Source organism: Marivirga salinae (genome assembly GCF_030503855.1).
Taxonomy (GTDB): Bacteria; Bacteroidota; Bacteroidia; order Cytophagales; family Cyclobacteriaceae; genus Marivirga; species Marivirga salinarum.
Genome location: NZ_CP129971.1, coordinates 3,181,399 through 3,197,390, shown reverse-complemented (window position 1 = coordinate 3,197,390; position 15,992 = coordinate 3,181,399). Strand labels below are relative to the sequence as shown.

11 protein-coding genes and 1 tRNA gene are annotated in these 15,992 nt (G+C 34.2%); 9 read left to right on the top strand and 3 right to left on the bottom strand.

The window, feature by feature from the left end; genetic code table 11:
* Nucleotides 1–94: 94 nt before the first annotated feature.
* Nucleotides 95–1,699, top strand: coding sequence for a L,D-transpeptidase family protein (locus tag QYS49_RS13375; protein ID WP_308347944.1), 1,605 nt, complete (start codon nucleotides 95–97; stop codon nucleotides 1,697–1,699).
* A gap of 4 nt (nucleotides 1,700–1,703) precedes the next feature.
* Here QYS49_RS13375 and QYS49_RS13370 read toward each other — a convergent pair whose 3' ends face one another.
* Nucleotides 1,704–2,474: a murein L,D-transpeptidase catalytic domain family protein gene (locus QYS49_RS13370; RefSeq protein WP_308347942.1), complete on the bottom strand. Its 771-nt coding sequence runs from the start codon at nucleotides 2,472–2,474 to the stop codon at nucleotides 1,704–1,706.
* A gap of 266 nt (nucleotides 2,475–2,740) precedes the next feature.
* Between QYS49_RS13370 and QYS49_RS13365 the strand changes: the two genes are divergently transcribed.
* Nucleotides 2,741–3,613, top strand: a complete 873-nt coding sequence (locus QYS49_RS13365) for a Cbp1 family collagen-binding glycoprotein adhesin (protein ID WP_308347940.1) — start codon at nucleotides 2,741–2,743, stop codon at nucleotides 3,611–3,613.
* Nucleotides 3,614–3,707: 94 nt separating this feature from the next.
* Here the strand turns inward: QYS49_RS13365 and QYS49_RS13360 are convergent, their stop codons facing one another.
* On the bottom strand, nucleotides 3,708–3,872 hold the full coding sequence (locus tag QYS49_RS13360) for a hypothetical protein (RefSeq protein ID WP_308347939.1): 165 nt from the start codon (nucleotides 3,870–3,872) through the stop codon (nucleotides 3,708–3,710).
* A gap of 105 nt (nucleotides 3,873–3,977) precedes the next feature.
* Nucleotides 3,978–6,113: an amino acid carrier protein gene (locus QYS49_RS13355; protein ID WP_308347937.1), complete on the bottom strand. Its 2,136-nt coding sequence runs from the start codon at nucleotides 6,111–6,113 to the stop codon at nucleotides 3,978–3,980.
* 309 nt (nucleotides 6,114–6,422) lie between these two features.
* Here QYS49_RS13355 and QYS49_RS13350 point away from each other — a divergent pair, with 309 nt between their 5' ends.
* From QYS49_RS13350 to QYS49_RS13320, 7 genes are all read left to right on the top strand, one after another.
* The gene (locus tag QYS49_RS13350; RefSeq protein WP_308347936.1) at nucleotides 6,423–6,797 is read left to right on the top strand and encodes a BlaI/MecI/CopY family transcriptional regulator; all 375 of its coding nucleotides are present in this window, start codon (nucleotides 6,423–6,425) and stop codon (nucleotides 6,795–6,797) included.
* On the top strand, nucleotides 6,794–8,749 hold the full coding sequence (locus QYS49_RS13345; RefSeq protein WP_308347934.1) for an N-acetylmuramoyl-L-alanine amidase: 1,956 nt from the start codon (nucleotides 6,794–6,796) through the stop codon (nucleotides 8,747–8,749). The genes QYS49_RS13350 and QYS49_RS13345 overlap by 4 nt, the downstream gene beginning before the upstream one ends.
* A gap of 97 nt (nucleotides 8,750–8,846) precedes the next feature.
* Complete coding sequence (locus QYS49_RS13340) at nucleotides 8,847–9,983, top strand: DUF4221 family protein (RefSeq protein ID WP_308347932.1); 1,137 nt, start codon at nucleotides 8,847–8,849, stop codon at nucleotides 9,981–9,983.
* Nucleotides 9,984–10,104: 121 nt separating this feature from the next.
* Nucleotides 10,105–11,010 carry an AAA family ATPase gene (locus QYS49_RS13335; protein WP_308347931.1) on the top strand — a complete coding sequence of 302 codons (906 nt, stop codon included), beginning with the start codon at nucleotides 10,105–10,107 and terminating at the stop codon, nucleotides 11,008–11,010.
* A gap of 97 nt (nucleotides 11,011–11,107) precedes the next feature.
* Nucleotides 11,108–12,433 carry a hypothetical protein gene (locus QYS49_RS13330; protein WP_308347930.1) on the top strand — a complete coding sequence of 442 codons (1,326 nt, stop codon included), beginning with the start codon at nucleotides 11,108–11,110 and terminating at the stop codon, nucleotides 12,431–12,433.
* 918 nt (nucleotides 12,434–13,351) lie between these two features.
* Nucleotides 13,352–14,359 carry a hypothetical protein gene (locus QYS49_RS13325; protein ID WP_308347928.1) on the top strand — a complete coding sequence of 336 codons (1,008 nt, stop codon included), beginning with the start codon at nucleotides 13,352–13,354 and terminating at the stop codon, nucleotides 14,357–14,359.
* 594 nt (nucleotides 14,360–14,953) lie between these two features.
* Nucleotides 14,954–15,027: transfer RNA gene (locus tag QYS49_RS13320), tRNA-Asp, on the top strand.
* Nucleotides 15,028–15,992: the final 965 nt, after the last annotated feature.

Sequence of the window (15,992 nt, the reverse complement as noted above, 5' to 3'; positions counted from 1 at the left end):
TTTTGATAGGTCATTTTTTAACCTATTAATCAATTAAATTGCTTAAGTTTATACAATACATTTTTTAAAATTTTATATTCTCTTTTACTGCAATATGCGATCTACCCTAATTTTCTTTTTTTTTATTTTTTTATTATCATCACAAGTTCAGGCTCAAAATGAAGCAAGCGAGGAGCTAACCAACCATTTAAGAATAAGTATCGAATCCCTTGCAGCTAATACTTACAAAATTAATGATGCAACTGAGATCCAATGCCGTTCAGGAATTCCGGAGTTTTATAATTTAAATGGGTTAAATAAAATATGGAATAAAGAGGCTACTTCGCAATTAATAGAAGCAGTGAAATCGAGTTTTGATGAAGGTTTAAACCCCCAAGATTATCATATTGATGAATTAATAAAATATAGTGCTTTGCAAGAGCCTTCGCTAATTCAGCAGGTGGAAAAAGAAATTCTATTCACCGATGCCTATTTACTATTAGCTTCTCATTTAATGTCTGGGAAAGTCGATCCGGTAAAAATCGATGCAGCATGGAAAGTCATTAAGAGAGAGGGCAATCCTGTTAATATTCTCATAGAAGCCTCTCAAAAGAACAATATCGAAGAATCTTTAAGGTCACTTAAACCAAATTTTAAAGCATATGATCGCTTAAAAGCTCAGTTGAAAGTATATAGAGAATTAAAAGGAGAGAATAATTGGGAACTACTTCCTATGGGTGAAACCTTGAAGAAAGGCAATAGTGATGTTCGAATAACAGAAATAAGGAATAGGCTCTTCCTTTTCAAAGACTTAAAGATACTAAGAACCGATTCCACTGATTTTTTCGATTCCAACTTAGAAAGTGCAGTGATCAGTTTCCAGAAAAGACATGGTTTAACGGCTGATGGCGCAATTGGGAAAGAAACTTTAGCTATGATGAATTTATCTCCTGAAGATAGGATTAATCAGATTATTATTAATTTAGATCGATGCAGGTGGTTACCAAAAGAATTAGGGTCAAAATATATCATGGTGAATTTACCGGCCTATGAGCTTGAGTTAGTAGTAGATAGTAAAGTGGAATTTGAAATGAAAGTGGCAGTAGGAAAACCCTTTAGACAAAGCCCGGTTTTCTCCTCGAAAATGACGTATATGGTATTTAATCCTTATTGGACAGTACCACCTACTATTTTATATCAGGACATGATTCCTGCTCAGGCAAAAAATGCGAACCATCTGAAAAACTTAAATATTAAAGTATTGAATTCTCAAGGCGCAGAGCTTGACCCTGCAGCCATAGATTGGAAATCATTTAAAGGTTCCGGTTTTCCCTATACTTTGCGACAGGAGCCCGGTAAAAATAATGCTTTAGGTCAGGTAAAATTTATTTACCCTAATCCTTACAATGTGTACATGCACGATACCAACCACAAAGAATTATTTAGACAGCCAGATAGAGCGCTAAGTTCTGGTTGTATTAGACTATCCGAGCCATTAGTACTTGCGAAATATCTCTTGGAAACAGATAAGAATTGGAAGGAAGAAAAGATGATGGAAATACTAAAGACATCACAAAATTATACAGTAATATTGAGCCAGCCATACCAAGTTCATCTACAATATTGGACTGCTTTTGTAGATGAACAAGGTACAATGAATTTTAGAAAAGATATTTACAATAGGGATACCAAAGTATTAAAAGCACTACTCGAAAATTAACTCCTTATTTTTTTGCCAAGTATCGCTCTTGAAAATAGATCTCAGCCTTTTCTTTATTATTCAATTGGGTTCCTTCTTCGTATTTCGGCTTAGGATAATAAATGAATAAAACCGATCGATTTGCTAGGCCTTGTATAATCTCTCTATGTTGAGGAAGAGCGATAGCGGGGCAACCAAAACTTCTTCCAAGCCTACCATTGTATTTTGCAAAATCTTTATCGACATACTTAGCTGAGTGCATTACAATGGCTCTTTCTCTGGCTAAATCATTAAAGCCAGATTCCATTCCATCCAAACGTAAAGAAAAACCATGCTTTCCTATATAGTTTTCTCCTGTTAGATAGAATCCAAGACTACTTTGGTTTGAGTTTTTGATATTGGAGAAAGCTTTCGCATAATCTTCACCAGTATTTTTCCCATGAGCTACAAGGCGATAATAGAGAAGCTCGTTTTTTTCTACATCAATAATCCATAGCCGTTTTTCTTTTGAAGAGATTCTAAAATCAATGAGCGTTATCTTTTGATTGTCGATTCTTTTCCCGCTGGCCAGTAAATTCATATAGCCAATCATACCTCGTTCATATAAGTCGAAAGGAGGTCTGGAAAGGCCTGATAGCTTCATTTTAGCATAGCTTTCATTCAAAAATGATTCTAGTGTTTCTTCTGTATTTGTGGCTTTTGTCTTAAATAAAGATCCTAAGGTCATTAATAAAATAATAAGTCCAAAAGCATAGAATTTCATGGTTTTGGATGTCTGCAATGCTTCTTTGTTCATGATGAGTATGAGAACGTAATTCAAAAGATTAGTTAATGAAAATTGTTAAATATTTTTAAACGAAATTTTCAATAATTCAAGAAAGAATAAATTATTCTTCACATTAAAGAACGTAATTAATTATTTGATTATCTGTAGCTTGTCCATCATAGTTATTTCAACATGGTAGAAATAATTTTAGATTTTAAGCAAATACTTTTCAAATTGATGGCTATGAATACAACAAAAACGTTAGCTTGACCAAATTAAATTTTTTAATAAAAAACATGAAAACTAAAATCACCCTATTACCCGTAATCGTACTCTTTATCATTTCCTCGTGCGGAGTGAAAAAAGAAAATGAAGCATTAAAAGCACAATTAGAAAAAGTAAAAACTGAAAATGAAGCTTTTAAAAATAAGTCTAAGAAATTAGAAAACTCAATAGAACAGTATAAAAAGACATTGCAGGAAATTGATAAAAATTTACAACTAATCAATAGCGATGTAAAAATGACTGCAAATCTCAAGAAAGAACTAAAGACCGATAAGGATGTCAAGACTAAGATTTTGAATCAGATTAAGAGCATTAGCTTAAATATGCAGAATTCAAAATTGAAAATTCAGGCTTTGGATGCTTCTTTAAACGAGTTGCGTAAGAAATACGGTAATCAAAGTGAAGATGTACTGGCTTTGAATAGGGAATTGAAAACGGCTGCTCAACAATTGATAGAGCAAGAGAAAGAATTCAATTTAATGAAATCCAACCTTGAAAGTGATATGGAAGGATTAGAAGAGGCTTATCAAGAGCAATTAAGAATCGCTCAGGACCTAAAGGAAATTTTGGATAGAGCTTTTTACTACAGTGGTACCTCTAAAGACTTAAAAGATAAGGGTATAGTTGAAAAGGAGGGAGGTTTTATTGGTATAGGTAGAGTGAAAGTCTTAAAGGCTAACGCAAGCGAGAGTTTATTTGATAAAATATCCAAAGAAAAAACGGATTCTTTAGTTTTTGATTCCAAAAGCCTGAAAATGATTACAGATCATCCAGCAGATAGTTACACTTTAAAAGAATCACCTGAAAAGATGGTTTTAGTGATTACGGACAAAAAATCATTCTGGAAGAATGCGAATTATTTAGTAGTGCAAACTGCAAAATAAAATAGAAAGGATGCCTGAAATTGTTTCAGGCATCCTTTTTTTTAATAGCTTCTAAAAAGCTATCAACTTGCTCATAAAACCAATTAGGCTCATCTTATAAAATAAAGTGATAAGCCTTATCCGCTACTGCTACTCTAACACTTTTGATGTCTTTGCATTGTGCTTTATAGTTGTTTTCAACAGCTTGTTTTGTATTTCCATATCGCTCGTAGGCTGCCCAAGCTCCCAATACTAAAACAGGAGTCTTCACATAACTCATTTCCGTACGAATCAATTGAAGGCAACTGTCTGAATGTGAAATCCAAACAGTTGCCCATTTCAAGACAAAATAAACAGGAAGTCCTGAGTAAGATTATTCGATAAATTAGTCATTGTTTTTTATTGCAGAAACATCGGCTTTAAGATCATCATCGGGTTGTCCTAATTTCCCTGCCTTCATTTTCTCAAAATAGTGAGCCAAATCTTTCCTTACTTCACCTGACATAATGTAAAGTCCGATCATATTGGGTACCGACATGGCCAAAATCATCATATCTGAAAAGCTCAAAACAGCACCTAAACTCACCGATGCACCCACTACAACGAATACAAGGAAGGTAATTTTATATGCTAATTCTGATTTGTTGGTTTTTCCAAAAAGATAAGTCCAACCTCTCATTCCATAATACGACCAAGAGATCATCGTGGAGAAGGCAAAAAGGAATACGGCAATTGCCAGTACGTAAGGGAACCAACCAATCACAGAACCAAATGCTTGAGCCGTTAATTTTACTCCCGTTACATCTGGTACTTCGTGCATTCCTGTAAATATCAATACTAAGGCAGTTAACGTACAAACTACTACCGTATCAATAAATGGCTCCATTAACCCGACAAATCCTTCTGAAGGGGCATTATGCGTTTTAGTAGCACTGTGCGCAATTGCGGCAGAACCAACACCTGCTTCATTTGAAAAGGCCGCTCTTTGGAATCCAATGATTAATACTCCTAAAAACCCGCCTTTAAGAGCACTTGAATTTAAAGCCCCATTATAAATAGCTGAAAATGCTGGGCCGATATTTTCATAGTTAATTCCAATAATAACTAAAGCAGCAACAACATAAACAATGGCCATAATTGGAACCACCTTCTCTGTTACTTTGGCAATACTTTCGATACCACCTATGATAACGATACCAACTAAAACTGCCAATCCGATTCCAAACCAGAAACCCCAGCCTTCCAATACGGTAAATTGAGAAGCCATAATTTGGAATGATTGATTAGATTGAAACATGTTTCCAGCGCCAAATGAAGCCCCAATACAAAGTACAGCAAAGATTCCAGCTAATACTTTCCCGATTCCTTTAATATTTCGTTTCTCAAGTCCGTAGCGTAAATAATTCATTGGACCTCCGAATATTTTTCCGTCAGCCTTAATCTCTCTGTATTTAACGCCCAAGGTACATTCCACAAACTTTGAAGACATCCCCAATAAACCTGCTAATATCATCCAGAAAGTAGCACCTGCACCACCAATTGATACGGCTACTGCTACACCTGCTATATTACCTAAACCTACTGTTGCTGATACTGCTGTTGCTAAGGCTTGGAAGTGAGTAACTTTACCAGGTGCATTTGGATCGCTATGTTTTCCTCTAGCTAAATCAATAGAATGTTTGAATCCTCTGATGTTGATGAAGCCCATCCGAACTGTAAAGAAAGCAGCACCTGCAATTAACCATACAACAATAAAAGGAATACTATTTTTTCTCACATCTCCATTTGCGTAAAGCAGAGGTTGTTCCTCTTCAAATTTGATACTGGCGAAATATTGAGCCCCTTGTTCGATTAAATCTTTTGTATTATCCGGGCTGAAAATTACTGCCCCTTCCGCTACATTAAAATTAATTTCACCATTAGCAGTTGCTTTCACAGTATCTGCATCTTGCTTGTCAATAGAAACAATAGCAAGTGGATCTCCTTCTTTGACTTGAGTACCATCGGCAACAAGCTTTTCTTTTAGAATGAAAATTTTATCTGTTCTGGCATTCCAATCAGGAGTTCTAATCATTTCCCGATCAGTCATCACCACCGGATCATATAATCCGATTGCAGCAAATGGATCCCAGAAAAGCACATTTCCCATAACAGCTACCAATGGGTCAAAAACAGCATTGAAATTCTCAGTAATGGATTCCGCTTCAATGGTGATTTTTTTATTAATTACTTGATTGTTAGCATCAGAAATTCTTACCGTATATTCCTTTCCTTCAATAAGTCCTGATGCTTTTGAAGCTGTTAAAGCCGTATTTTGGTTGGACCATCTGAACTGATAAGGTTCTTCTCCACCCGTTACCTGTAATCTGATCTCTCCATTATTGATAGTAGAAGAGGGATTGATGACTTCCACCTCTACCTTGAGAGAATCATTTGTCGCTGAAGATTTTGCTTGTAAATTTGATTGGGGTACAGAAGTTAAAATAATAATGATGAGTAATAATCTTAAAATTTTGTTCATAGATAACAAATGTGTTAAGTAAAAACTGGTTTTAATTTTGAATTTTAAAATGTGTATTTATGATTTATTTAATAGATATTAAGCCATAAATAGCGAATTGATTAGTAAAATGTTACAAAAACAACATGCTTAGGTAAATTTTGTTCAAAACTAGGAATTATATAACTGCTTACCAATTATAATTAAAACTGATGTATTTTTCCTATATATAACCTATCTACACCTATATTTTAACCTCAATACTATATATGTAGTAATATTATTTACTAAATAGTTGTATTACTACTTAAATAGTAATATACTTGTGCCATGAAGGAATTAACAAAAGCAGAAGAGCAACTCATGCAGCATTTGTGGAAGCTGGAAAAAGCTTACCTCAAAGATATAGTGATGGAATATGAAGAACCTAAACCAGCTTATACTACTATTAGCACTGTAGTGAATGTATTGGTACGCAAAAGCTTTATTGGGTTTGATCTACACGGAAAAGCTAAACACTATTTTCCACTGGTTTCTAAAGAAGAATATTCAAACCATTCTGTAAAAGGATTGGTGAACAACTTTTTTAATAATTCTTATAAGCAGTTTGCCTCATTCTTTACTTCGCGTAAGGAATTGTCTGTAGATGAGCTTAAAGAAATTAGGAAAATGATTGATGATGAAATTAAAAAGAAAGCCAAATGAATTTTCTATTAATCTATCTACTTAAAGTTTTTACTATTCAAGCTGTATTGTATTTGATTTATGCCTTAGCATTTCATAAAAGTGGGAGACATGCAATTAATAGATATTATATAAACATAGCGTTAGTTACAAGTTTTCTAATCCCTTTTATTTCCATTGCCATTCCAGATACTAAAACTACCACCGAAATTGTAAATTCCGAAAAGCCAGTTTGGTACGAAATAGCAGAAATGACAAGCAATCAGTCTGACTTAATTCCAGTAGAAACAGCTAATCAATCTAGTTATACTATTGAATTTATCTTCATGGGTATTTTATTTCTTAGTTTATTTTTGCTGATTAAATTAGTATTTAGCCATTTTCAATTAGTTAGGTTGAGAATGCAATCAGAAAGGATAATTAAAAATGGAACAAATGTTTACTGCAGTAAAATAGAAAATCCATTTAGTTATTTTAGCTCTATTTTCATTCCAAAAAGTATTTTAGAATCATCCTCATTCAATACAATACTCAAACATGAGTTAGTTCATGTAAATAAGAGACATTCTATAGATAGAGTTTTTCATGAGATTATTTTAGCCTTTTTCTGGTTCAACCCCTTTCACTATTTATTTAGAAACCGCTTAATAGAAACACACGAGTTTCAAGCTGATGAAGGAGTGATTTCTACTCAGAATGATCCAATTGGATACCAAGAAGTATTGTATCAGCAGATCCATTCTCAATTTGCTTTTGCTTCAGCAAACCATTTTAAATTAAATACTATCAAAACAAGAATTAAAATGATGAATCAAAACAAAAAGCTATCAAAATGGCACTATTTATTCGTATTGCCAGTACTTGCGATTATGACATTTGCATTTGCCAACAAAGAAAGAAATGTTTCAGTAGCTCCTTTAAAGTCTAATGTTTCAGAGGTATTTGAGAACATTATAAATTCACCAAGTAACTTTATACCTTCAATTTTCCCACTTAAAGATGCAGAAGGAGTTAAACTTACCTCAGCTTTTGGCAAAAGATTGCATCCGATTTTAAAGGTAGAAAGTATGCATGAAGGAATTGATTTAAAAACCTATGAAGGAAATCCGGTTTTAGCCACTGCTGATGGTATTGTAGTAGAAGTTAATTCAACTTTTGGAGGGTTTGGTAAAAGAATTACAATTGATCACAATGGACTTTATCAAACTACTTACGCCCATTTATCTGAATTTAAGGTTGAAAAAGGTGATAAAGTAAGAAGAGGAGATTTAATTGGAGCTGCAGGAACTACAGGTGAATCCTCAGGGCCTCATTTGCATTATGAGGTAAAGGAAATCGGGAAGGACTTTTTGGATCCAGTAGATTTCATCCAGAATTATGATTTTAAAACAATTTCTGAAAAAGTAGAATCTGTGGGAGAAAAATCAGTAAAGTCTAATCAAAAATTAAGGGTTGTGTTAGATCCTGGCCACGGAGGAAGAGATAAGGGGATTGTTTCTAAAAAGCTAGCAGAGAAAGAAATTGCGTTAAAAGTGGCAACAGAGATTGCTGAAATTTTTAAAAATTCAGACCAAGTTGAAATTATTCTGACTAGAGAGGAAGATGAAATAGTAAGCTTGAAAGACAGAGTAAGAAAATCAGAAAATGCTGATATATTTATTTCACTTCATACTGAAATCCATGCAAATGAAAACGAAGATATGATGTTAGCTATTTACAATGATCAAAATGATAATGCTGAATCTTCTAAAAATTTTGGGGAGCTAATGAAACATGAATACACAGCAATAAATAAGGAGTTTAAAGTGGCATATACTGATGGCTATTATATTTTACAAAATGCAAAAGCTCCAGCTATTTTATTTATCATGGGCTATTTCTCTAATTCAGAAGCTGAAGATTATTTAAATTCTGATATAGGAATTAAACAAATAGCGCTTGAATTATCAGATGCAATAGAGGCTTCTTTATAATTGATTTTATTTTGCTAGAAAATCAAGAGTAACCATAATTTTAGTTTATAAGCATTCGTTATTTTCTTTTTTTAATAATTATTAAGCTAGTTAATAAATGAAAGCTCCAAATGTAATATTCCTAATCTACTGTGGTTTACTTTTTTCCTGTGGATCATCAACTGAAAGCAAAAGCAAATCATCCTATTCGGATTTCGAAGTCTCAATAGATACCATTCAAGTAGATTCCAGAAATGAAATTCTAATGGCGGGGGCCTACATGGACAACCCTGCAGTTTCTTTCGATAAAACTAAATTCTATAATTTTGATGACGAAAATTATATTTTGGAAGTAATTGATCTCGCAAATTATAAACTTGATAAAAAAGTAAATTTTGAAAAAGAAGGTCCAAATGGTTTAGGGTCAAACCAAATCCTGAGTTTAAAGCTTTTTCCCGATGGAAATTTTGGAATCGAAGATTTTGAGTCTTATAAAATTTACGATATGGAGGGAAATCTCATTAAGAAAGTGAATTTTAATGAGGATTGGATAAAGGGGGATTTAACGGCCTCTGAAAGTTTTGAATTTGCTTCAATAAATAATAGCGGTATTGTTATTTCCGGGATGCATTTCGGTACAGATAACTTCAAACCTCTCATGTTTCTACTTGATTTAGAAAAGAAACAAACTGAAAGCCTATTACTACCAGAATTTGATAAGTTAAAAAGATATAAAATTGTTTTTCGAAGAAATGGTGGTTATTTAACCGATAGTCATGAGCGTGTTTTATTTGAATTTCAGGGAGATAGTATTATTATTTCAAATACAGCCTTTAACGATGTGTATGTATATAATGATAAGACAAATGATTTGAAATATAGAAGTTTTGATCACAAGCTGATTCCAGAAGGAAAAGAAAAAGAGTATAAAAACAGTTCTGAATCCAGGGAGGAAGTAGTTGAAATAATTTATTCAATTAACGAAGAAGTAAGATTTACCGAGTTTTTTTGGGATGAGGCGAACAAGAAATTTTATCGATTTGCTCAGCAAGCTACTTATGGTGAAACCAGAGAAGAACCTATATGGAAAGTATCTATGATGGTCTATGATCAAAACCTCAATTTAATAGGAGAAAAAGAACTCATGACTTTTCATAATTATGCTAATCCACTTTTTGTAAAAGACGGCAAAGTCCATTTCCATTTAAATATGGAAGATGAACTAGGTTTTATACGAATAGGATTGAAAAACTAACAACCTCAATACATAAAAACCTCATCACCTCAACACTTGCAGACTTGCAAGTTCAAACAATTAATTTCAATTTTGCTTGTTCATTTTGGAACTATAATCACATCAGTCAGTTTTAAACATTATGGCAGAAACATCTCATTGGACAGGATCCGAAAAATATTTATGCGACCCAGCTTTGGCGCAGGCTTTTCATATGGCAAGAACTTTAGGAATGCCCCTTTTAATTGAAGGAGAACCAGGTACTGGAAAAACAGAATTGCCTATTCATTATGCAAAAGACAGAGGATTAGACTTAGAAGTTTATCCGGTTGGCTCAAAAAGTAATGTGGAACAATTTGTGGCTCGTTTTGATCATGTGAAATATTTACGTGACTCTCAAATCGAAATCTTGAATGCACAAAGGGAAGAAAAAGGTTTAGATAGCAAATTAACCACAGGTGATCGTGATCCCGATTCATTAAATGATTATGTGGTGAAAGGTCCAGCTGCAGTGGCTTACAGCAAACCGAATTCTGTTTTGCTGATTGATGAAATTGATAAAGCGCCTCGTGAATTTCCTAATGACTTATTGTACGCCTTGAGTCATAGAAAATTCATTATGCCAGAATCAGGTGAGGTGATTGAGGTTTCTGAAGAAGATATGCCAGCTATCGTGATTACTTCAAATCGCGAACAGGAATTGCCAACCGCTTTTAAAGGAAGATGTATTTATCACTACATCGATTTCCCTGATCAGGATACTATGAACAAAATCATTGATAAACATCATCCTAAAATGGATGAGAAAGTAGTTCGAGTAGCTTTAGATGTATTTTATCATTTGAGAAGATTAGGCTTGGAAAGAGCACCAACCACTCGTGAAATCTTGAATTGGCTGAAATATATGAGTGAAATTGCACCAAATGAAGCCGTAAAGAAAATTGCAGGTTTGGAAGGAATTGGTGCTTTAATCAAAACGCAAGCTGATATGGAAAGAGTCAGCAGAATGATAGGTGCTGATGAAAGTTTTGGTGCGAATTTGAATTGAGCCAATTAGGCAATTATGTGAGACTCTTTAGTTATTACATGATATACAGTACCAATTGACAATTTATTGTGCATTTTTAAATTAGAACCAAATTATTATGCTTAGCTCTTTACCCGAACATTTCCGATCACATGGCCTAAAAGCAGATGTCCGCACTTTGCTTTTACTGAGGAAAGCTATGCAAAAAGGGCTGGTGAAAACTTTAGGTGATATTTATAATGTCCTTAAAGGCATAATAGTGAAGGATCCATCCGATATGGGGCCTTTCACTAAAGCCTATTATGCTTATTTTCTGCATATTCCTATCAAGCCAGGACAAACGCTGGAAGATGCGATTAAGCGTTCTGAAACTTTCCAGAAATGGAAAATGGATTATGTAGAGGAAGCAGATCGAGATATTACGGATGAAGAGCTAGTCAATACTTTTCTGGATGAAGTCCATTTAACAAGCTATGATATTAAAGAAGTGGTTTCCGGTAAGGAAATTTGGGATAAGGATAATCCAGATCAGGAAGATACAGACCCGATGAATGAGGATGATGATATTCCCAGTCGAAAGTTGGATAAAATGGCGGATTATTCTGAATTATCCTTAGAAGAATTATTAGAGCGAATGGAGAAAGTCCGTGAGCAACAAAAGACTAGGCATGGTGGCGGGAGTCATTGGATTGGTACGGGCGGAATTTCACCATATGGACATGGTGGTGCTGCAAAGAATGGAATTCGTGTTGGTGGACAAGGAGGAGGGAAGATGGCCCGAAAAGTAATGGGAGATAAAAACTATTTCCCGATCGACAGAGATTCAACACTAAACGATAATAATATTGATGCGGCTTTGGCTTCCATCAAAGGCGTAATCGAAGAAAGTGCCACAGAAAAACTAGATGTTCCCGAAACTATTAAATCCGGTTTGAAAAGGGGAGGCTTGTTTATTCCTGAAATGTCAAGCGAGAAAAATGAGGAATTGAAAATCATTGTTTTGATTGATAATGGAGGGTATTCCATGGCACCTTACGTTCGCACAGTTCAGAATTTATTCAGGAAAATGCGCACTCGTTTTGCCCACGATTTGGAAGTGTATTATTTCCATAATACCATTTACGACCGGGTTTATACTGATGAAAGAAGAACCAAAGCCATTTCTATAGAAAAACTCCTTAGCCATAATAAAGATTACCGAGTATTTATAATGGGAGATGCAGCTATGGCACCCTATGAAATCAATTCATTGAGTATTGAAAGCCTTAAATCCATTCCACAGAAATTTAAAAAGTGCGTTTGGCTAAACCCTGAGCCTATCAAATATTGGCCGCATACTTATACCATTCAATTGATTAAGCAATTAATCCCTATGTTCCCACTAACCCCAGCTGGGATTGAAAGGGCAGTGAGGAGTATGAATAGTAAGGGGACTGAGGGGTGATCTACAGCCTGTCATTTTTTAACCTTGTATTGAATAGAAACTACTTGAATAAGCTATAAAACTATCATTCTATAATATAAATTCGCCTGAGGCGGGAGTAGTTTCCACCAGCCGGAGGCAGGCAGAAGATAAATGGACTATTTTCATTGGTAGAAAATAGTGGTAAAAATATTGTTTTTTTGCTGAGTTAATTCGGAGAGGACTATCCCCTTCAGGGAATTAAAATGCTATTATGTTAAGCTTGAAGCCATATCGTTCTCTGTAAACCTAAAAAATAACCTTGGTTATTCTTTTTTGTGTTCTATTGTCTCTTTTCTGGTGGGAATTTGCTAACGTTGTTCAGACTTACAAACATTCTTTTTTAACCACAAAAGATACAAAAGAAAACAATAGATTTTTCGCTAAAGCGAAAAACTTTTTAAGGAAATCCCCTTAACTTAATAGCATTATGGGGATTATAGGGGTGTTGGTAGGGCAATATGAAAAAGTGTCATAAGAATTGATAAAATGAGATATTAATATCTACAAATAAGTAATTCCCATTCATTTCTCATTTGTTTTTGATAGTCCAAAGGGTCGTAGTGTAAGTGAAAATCTATATCACTTTATCTTAATACACAAGTTAAAACGAAGCATAGTTGGTGTTAGTTTATTCATTTGTCTTGAACAGGATTTTTTTGATTTCGGGATATACAAGATTTTTAGGTGAGCAGTTATCATTTTAATATCTTGTTGTACTTATATGCAAAAGAGGAGTACTGAACTGGTTTTACTCTAGCATCTTCAATCTGAAGAAATATTGGAATTGAATAATTTTAAGATTTTATTTACAAAAAATTATATAAATCTGCTAAGGGTTCAATATTTATTAATTGTTTTTTTATATCTTCATCGATTGATGAACTTTATAATATAAATATGAAAAAATTAAACTTAAGCCTGATTTTAATTGTAATATTTTTTATGCCCGTATTTGCACAAGACATAAATATTGGTATTAAATCCATAGATATACCGGATTACCCGAGAGGTGATTATGTTCCATTTAGTAATTGTCCGAGAAGCCAGGTTACTAAGTTTCAGTTTAGGGTTGAAAACCGAGGTGAAAATTTTAATAAAGCGGGTAAACCACAATTTGGATCTGTTCAAATAAAAAGATTATCAGATGGAGAAGTTTTACTTAAGGAGGAAGCAGTCTATGATTTTAAAGGCTTCACAACAGGCTGGATGAATTTCAGGTTTGCACCTATCGATTTATCGCAGCCCGGTTTGTACGAAATAACTGTTGAGTCATATCTTATAGATTTAGAAACGTATAAAAAAGACAGGTCATTGATACCCATAGATTCGGACATGTCTGATAATAAAGTCACTTACCTTAACCGAGTATTTGATCCGGAAACATTAGAGAAAGATAAAACTTACGCTTTTAATTTTGATGATATTGAATCAAAGAAAGATTTGACCCAACAAGGCTGGAATTATAGTTATTTGCCAGATTCTCTTAAAATTACAGAGAAGGGAATAGATGGTTCGAAAGCGGTTGTCATGAATCTTCCTAAAGGAAAAAATGAAAGGAAACTATTTACACCTCCAGTTTCCGTTACGAATGGGATTGAAATAGATTTTGAATTTAAACTGATAGATGCGAAATCAGGAAAAAATGTCACTGAAGAATTAATGGTATCAGAAGGCTTTAATGCTAAGGTATCTTTTCAAGATATCTGTTCTACAGGAGTAAAAGTAACCTCAACATATAGTGTTGCAGGTGCACGTGCCACAAAAGATGGATTCTTTAATTTTCCATTTAAACTCAAATACCAAACGGAAGGTGTTTATAGGGCACAAATAGAATTTTCAAATATGTCTAATTATAAAGATCTACTTCTTGTTATTGACAATATTAAAATGGGACCAAAAGATTAAGAATTACGTTTAAAGAATTCTTACTTAGTGCTATTTACCTAACCGCTGAAATAGGGGAGGTCTGTTTCGCTCTGACCTATATAGGTGTATTAAGGTTCCATATATTGAAACCAATAAAATTTGGACTGCTATAAAGAAATGTCGGAAGTGAAATATATTTGGCATTGCCGTTTTTTCTAAATATTGATGTCCGGCTTTTGCAAAGTCTGGCATAAGCACCGTTTTTTTTTAGCTATGGATGATGACTAAGAACACATACTGCTTAGGATTACCAAAAACAGATTATTTTTTCAAATTATTTTTTACAACTAATGAGCTGATATTCAACTGTATCTTTACTTATAGCCTGATTTTTCATGTTTTTTTTTAAATTATTTTCGCTTTAGGTTTTGCAATTAAAAATTATGCGCCTACATTTGCATCACCTTATCGGAAAGACGGTAAGCAAAACACAAAATAAAGCGCTTCAAAACGCTTAAATTTTGAAATATTTGTCCGATAGTTCAGTTGGTTAGAATGTCCCGATTTCCTCGGGAAGGTCACGAGTTCGAGTCAATTAGATTATCATAAGATATTGAAATAATAAAATAATTTGGTCCGGTAGTTCAGTTGGTTAGAATGCCTGCCTGTCACGCAGGAGGTCGCGAGTTCGAGTCTCGTCCGGACCGCTTTAAAGCCCTTAGATTAATTTCTAAGGGCTTTTTTTATTTGCGCTTTTTAACGGCTAGTAAAAAACAAAGGTAGTTCAGTTGGTTAGAATGTCCCGACTTTCTCGGGAAGGTCGCGAGTTCGAGTCTTCCCGATTCTCGGGACAGGCTGTCCGGACCGCTTACAAGCCCTTAGATTAGTTTCTAAGGTTTTTTTTTGAAGTTTTTTGAAACTACTAGTAGATAATAAAGGTAGCTCAGTTGATTATCTCGAAAGGATCCTTATTGAGAATACACTTTCCAGAATTCTCAAAAAAGTTGCCAGATCAAGTCAATTTAAATAACATAAACATTTGAAAAATTTGATATGGTAGTTCAGTTGGTTAGAATGTCCCGATTTCCTCGGGAAGGTCGCGAGTTCGAGTCTTCCCGATTCTCGGGACAGGCTGTCCGGACCGCTTACAAGCCCTTAGATTAGTTTCTAAGGTTTTTTTTGAAGTTTTTTGAAACTACTAGTAGATAATAAAGGTAGTTCAGTTGATTATCTCGAAAGGATCCTTATTGAGAATACACTTTCCAGAATTCTCAAAAAAGTTGCCAGATCAAGTCAATTTAAATAACATAAACATTTGAAAAATTTGATATGGTAGTTCAGTTGGTTAGAATGTCCCGATTTTCTCGGGAAGGTCGCGAGTTCGAGTCTTCCCGATTCTCGGGACAAGCTGTCCGGACCGCTTACAAGCCCTTAGATTAATTTCTAAGGGCTTTTTTTATTTACGCTTTTTAACGGCTAGTAAAAAACAAAGGTAGTTCAGTTGGTTAGAATGTCCCGACTTTCTCGGGAAGGTCGCGAGTTCGAGTCTTCCCGATTCTCGGGACAGGCTGTCCAGACCGCTAAAAACTTACTTTTTAAGTACGCTTTTTTTGTTTACATCTATACTATAGTTATAAAAAATAACCTTGGTTATTTTTCTTTGTGTTCTTTT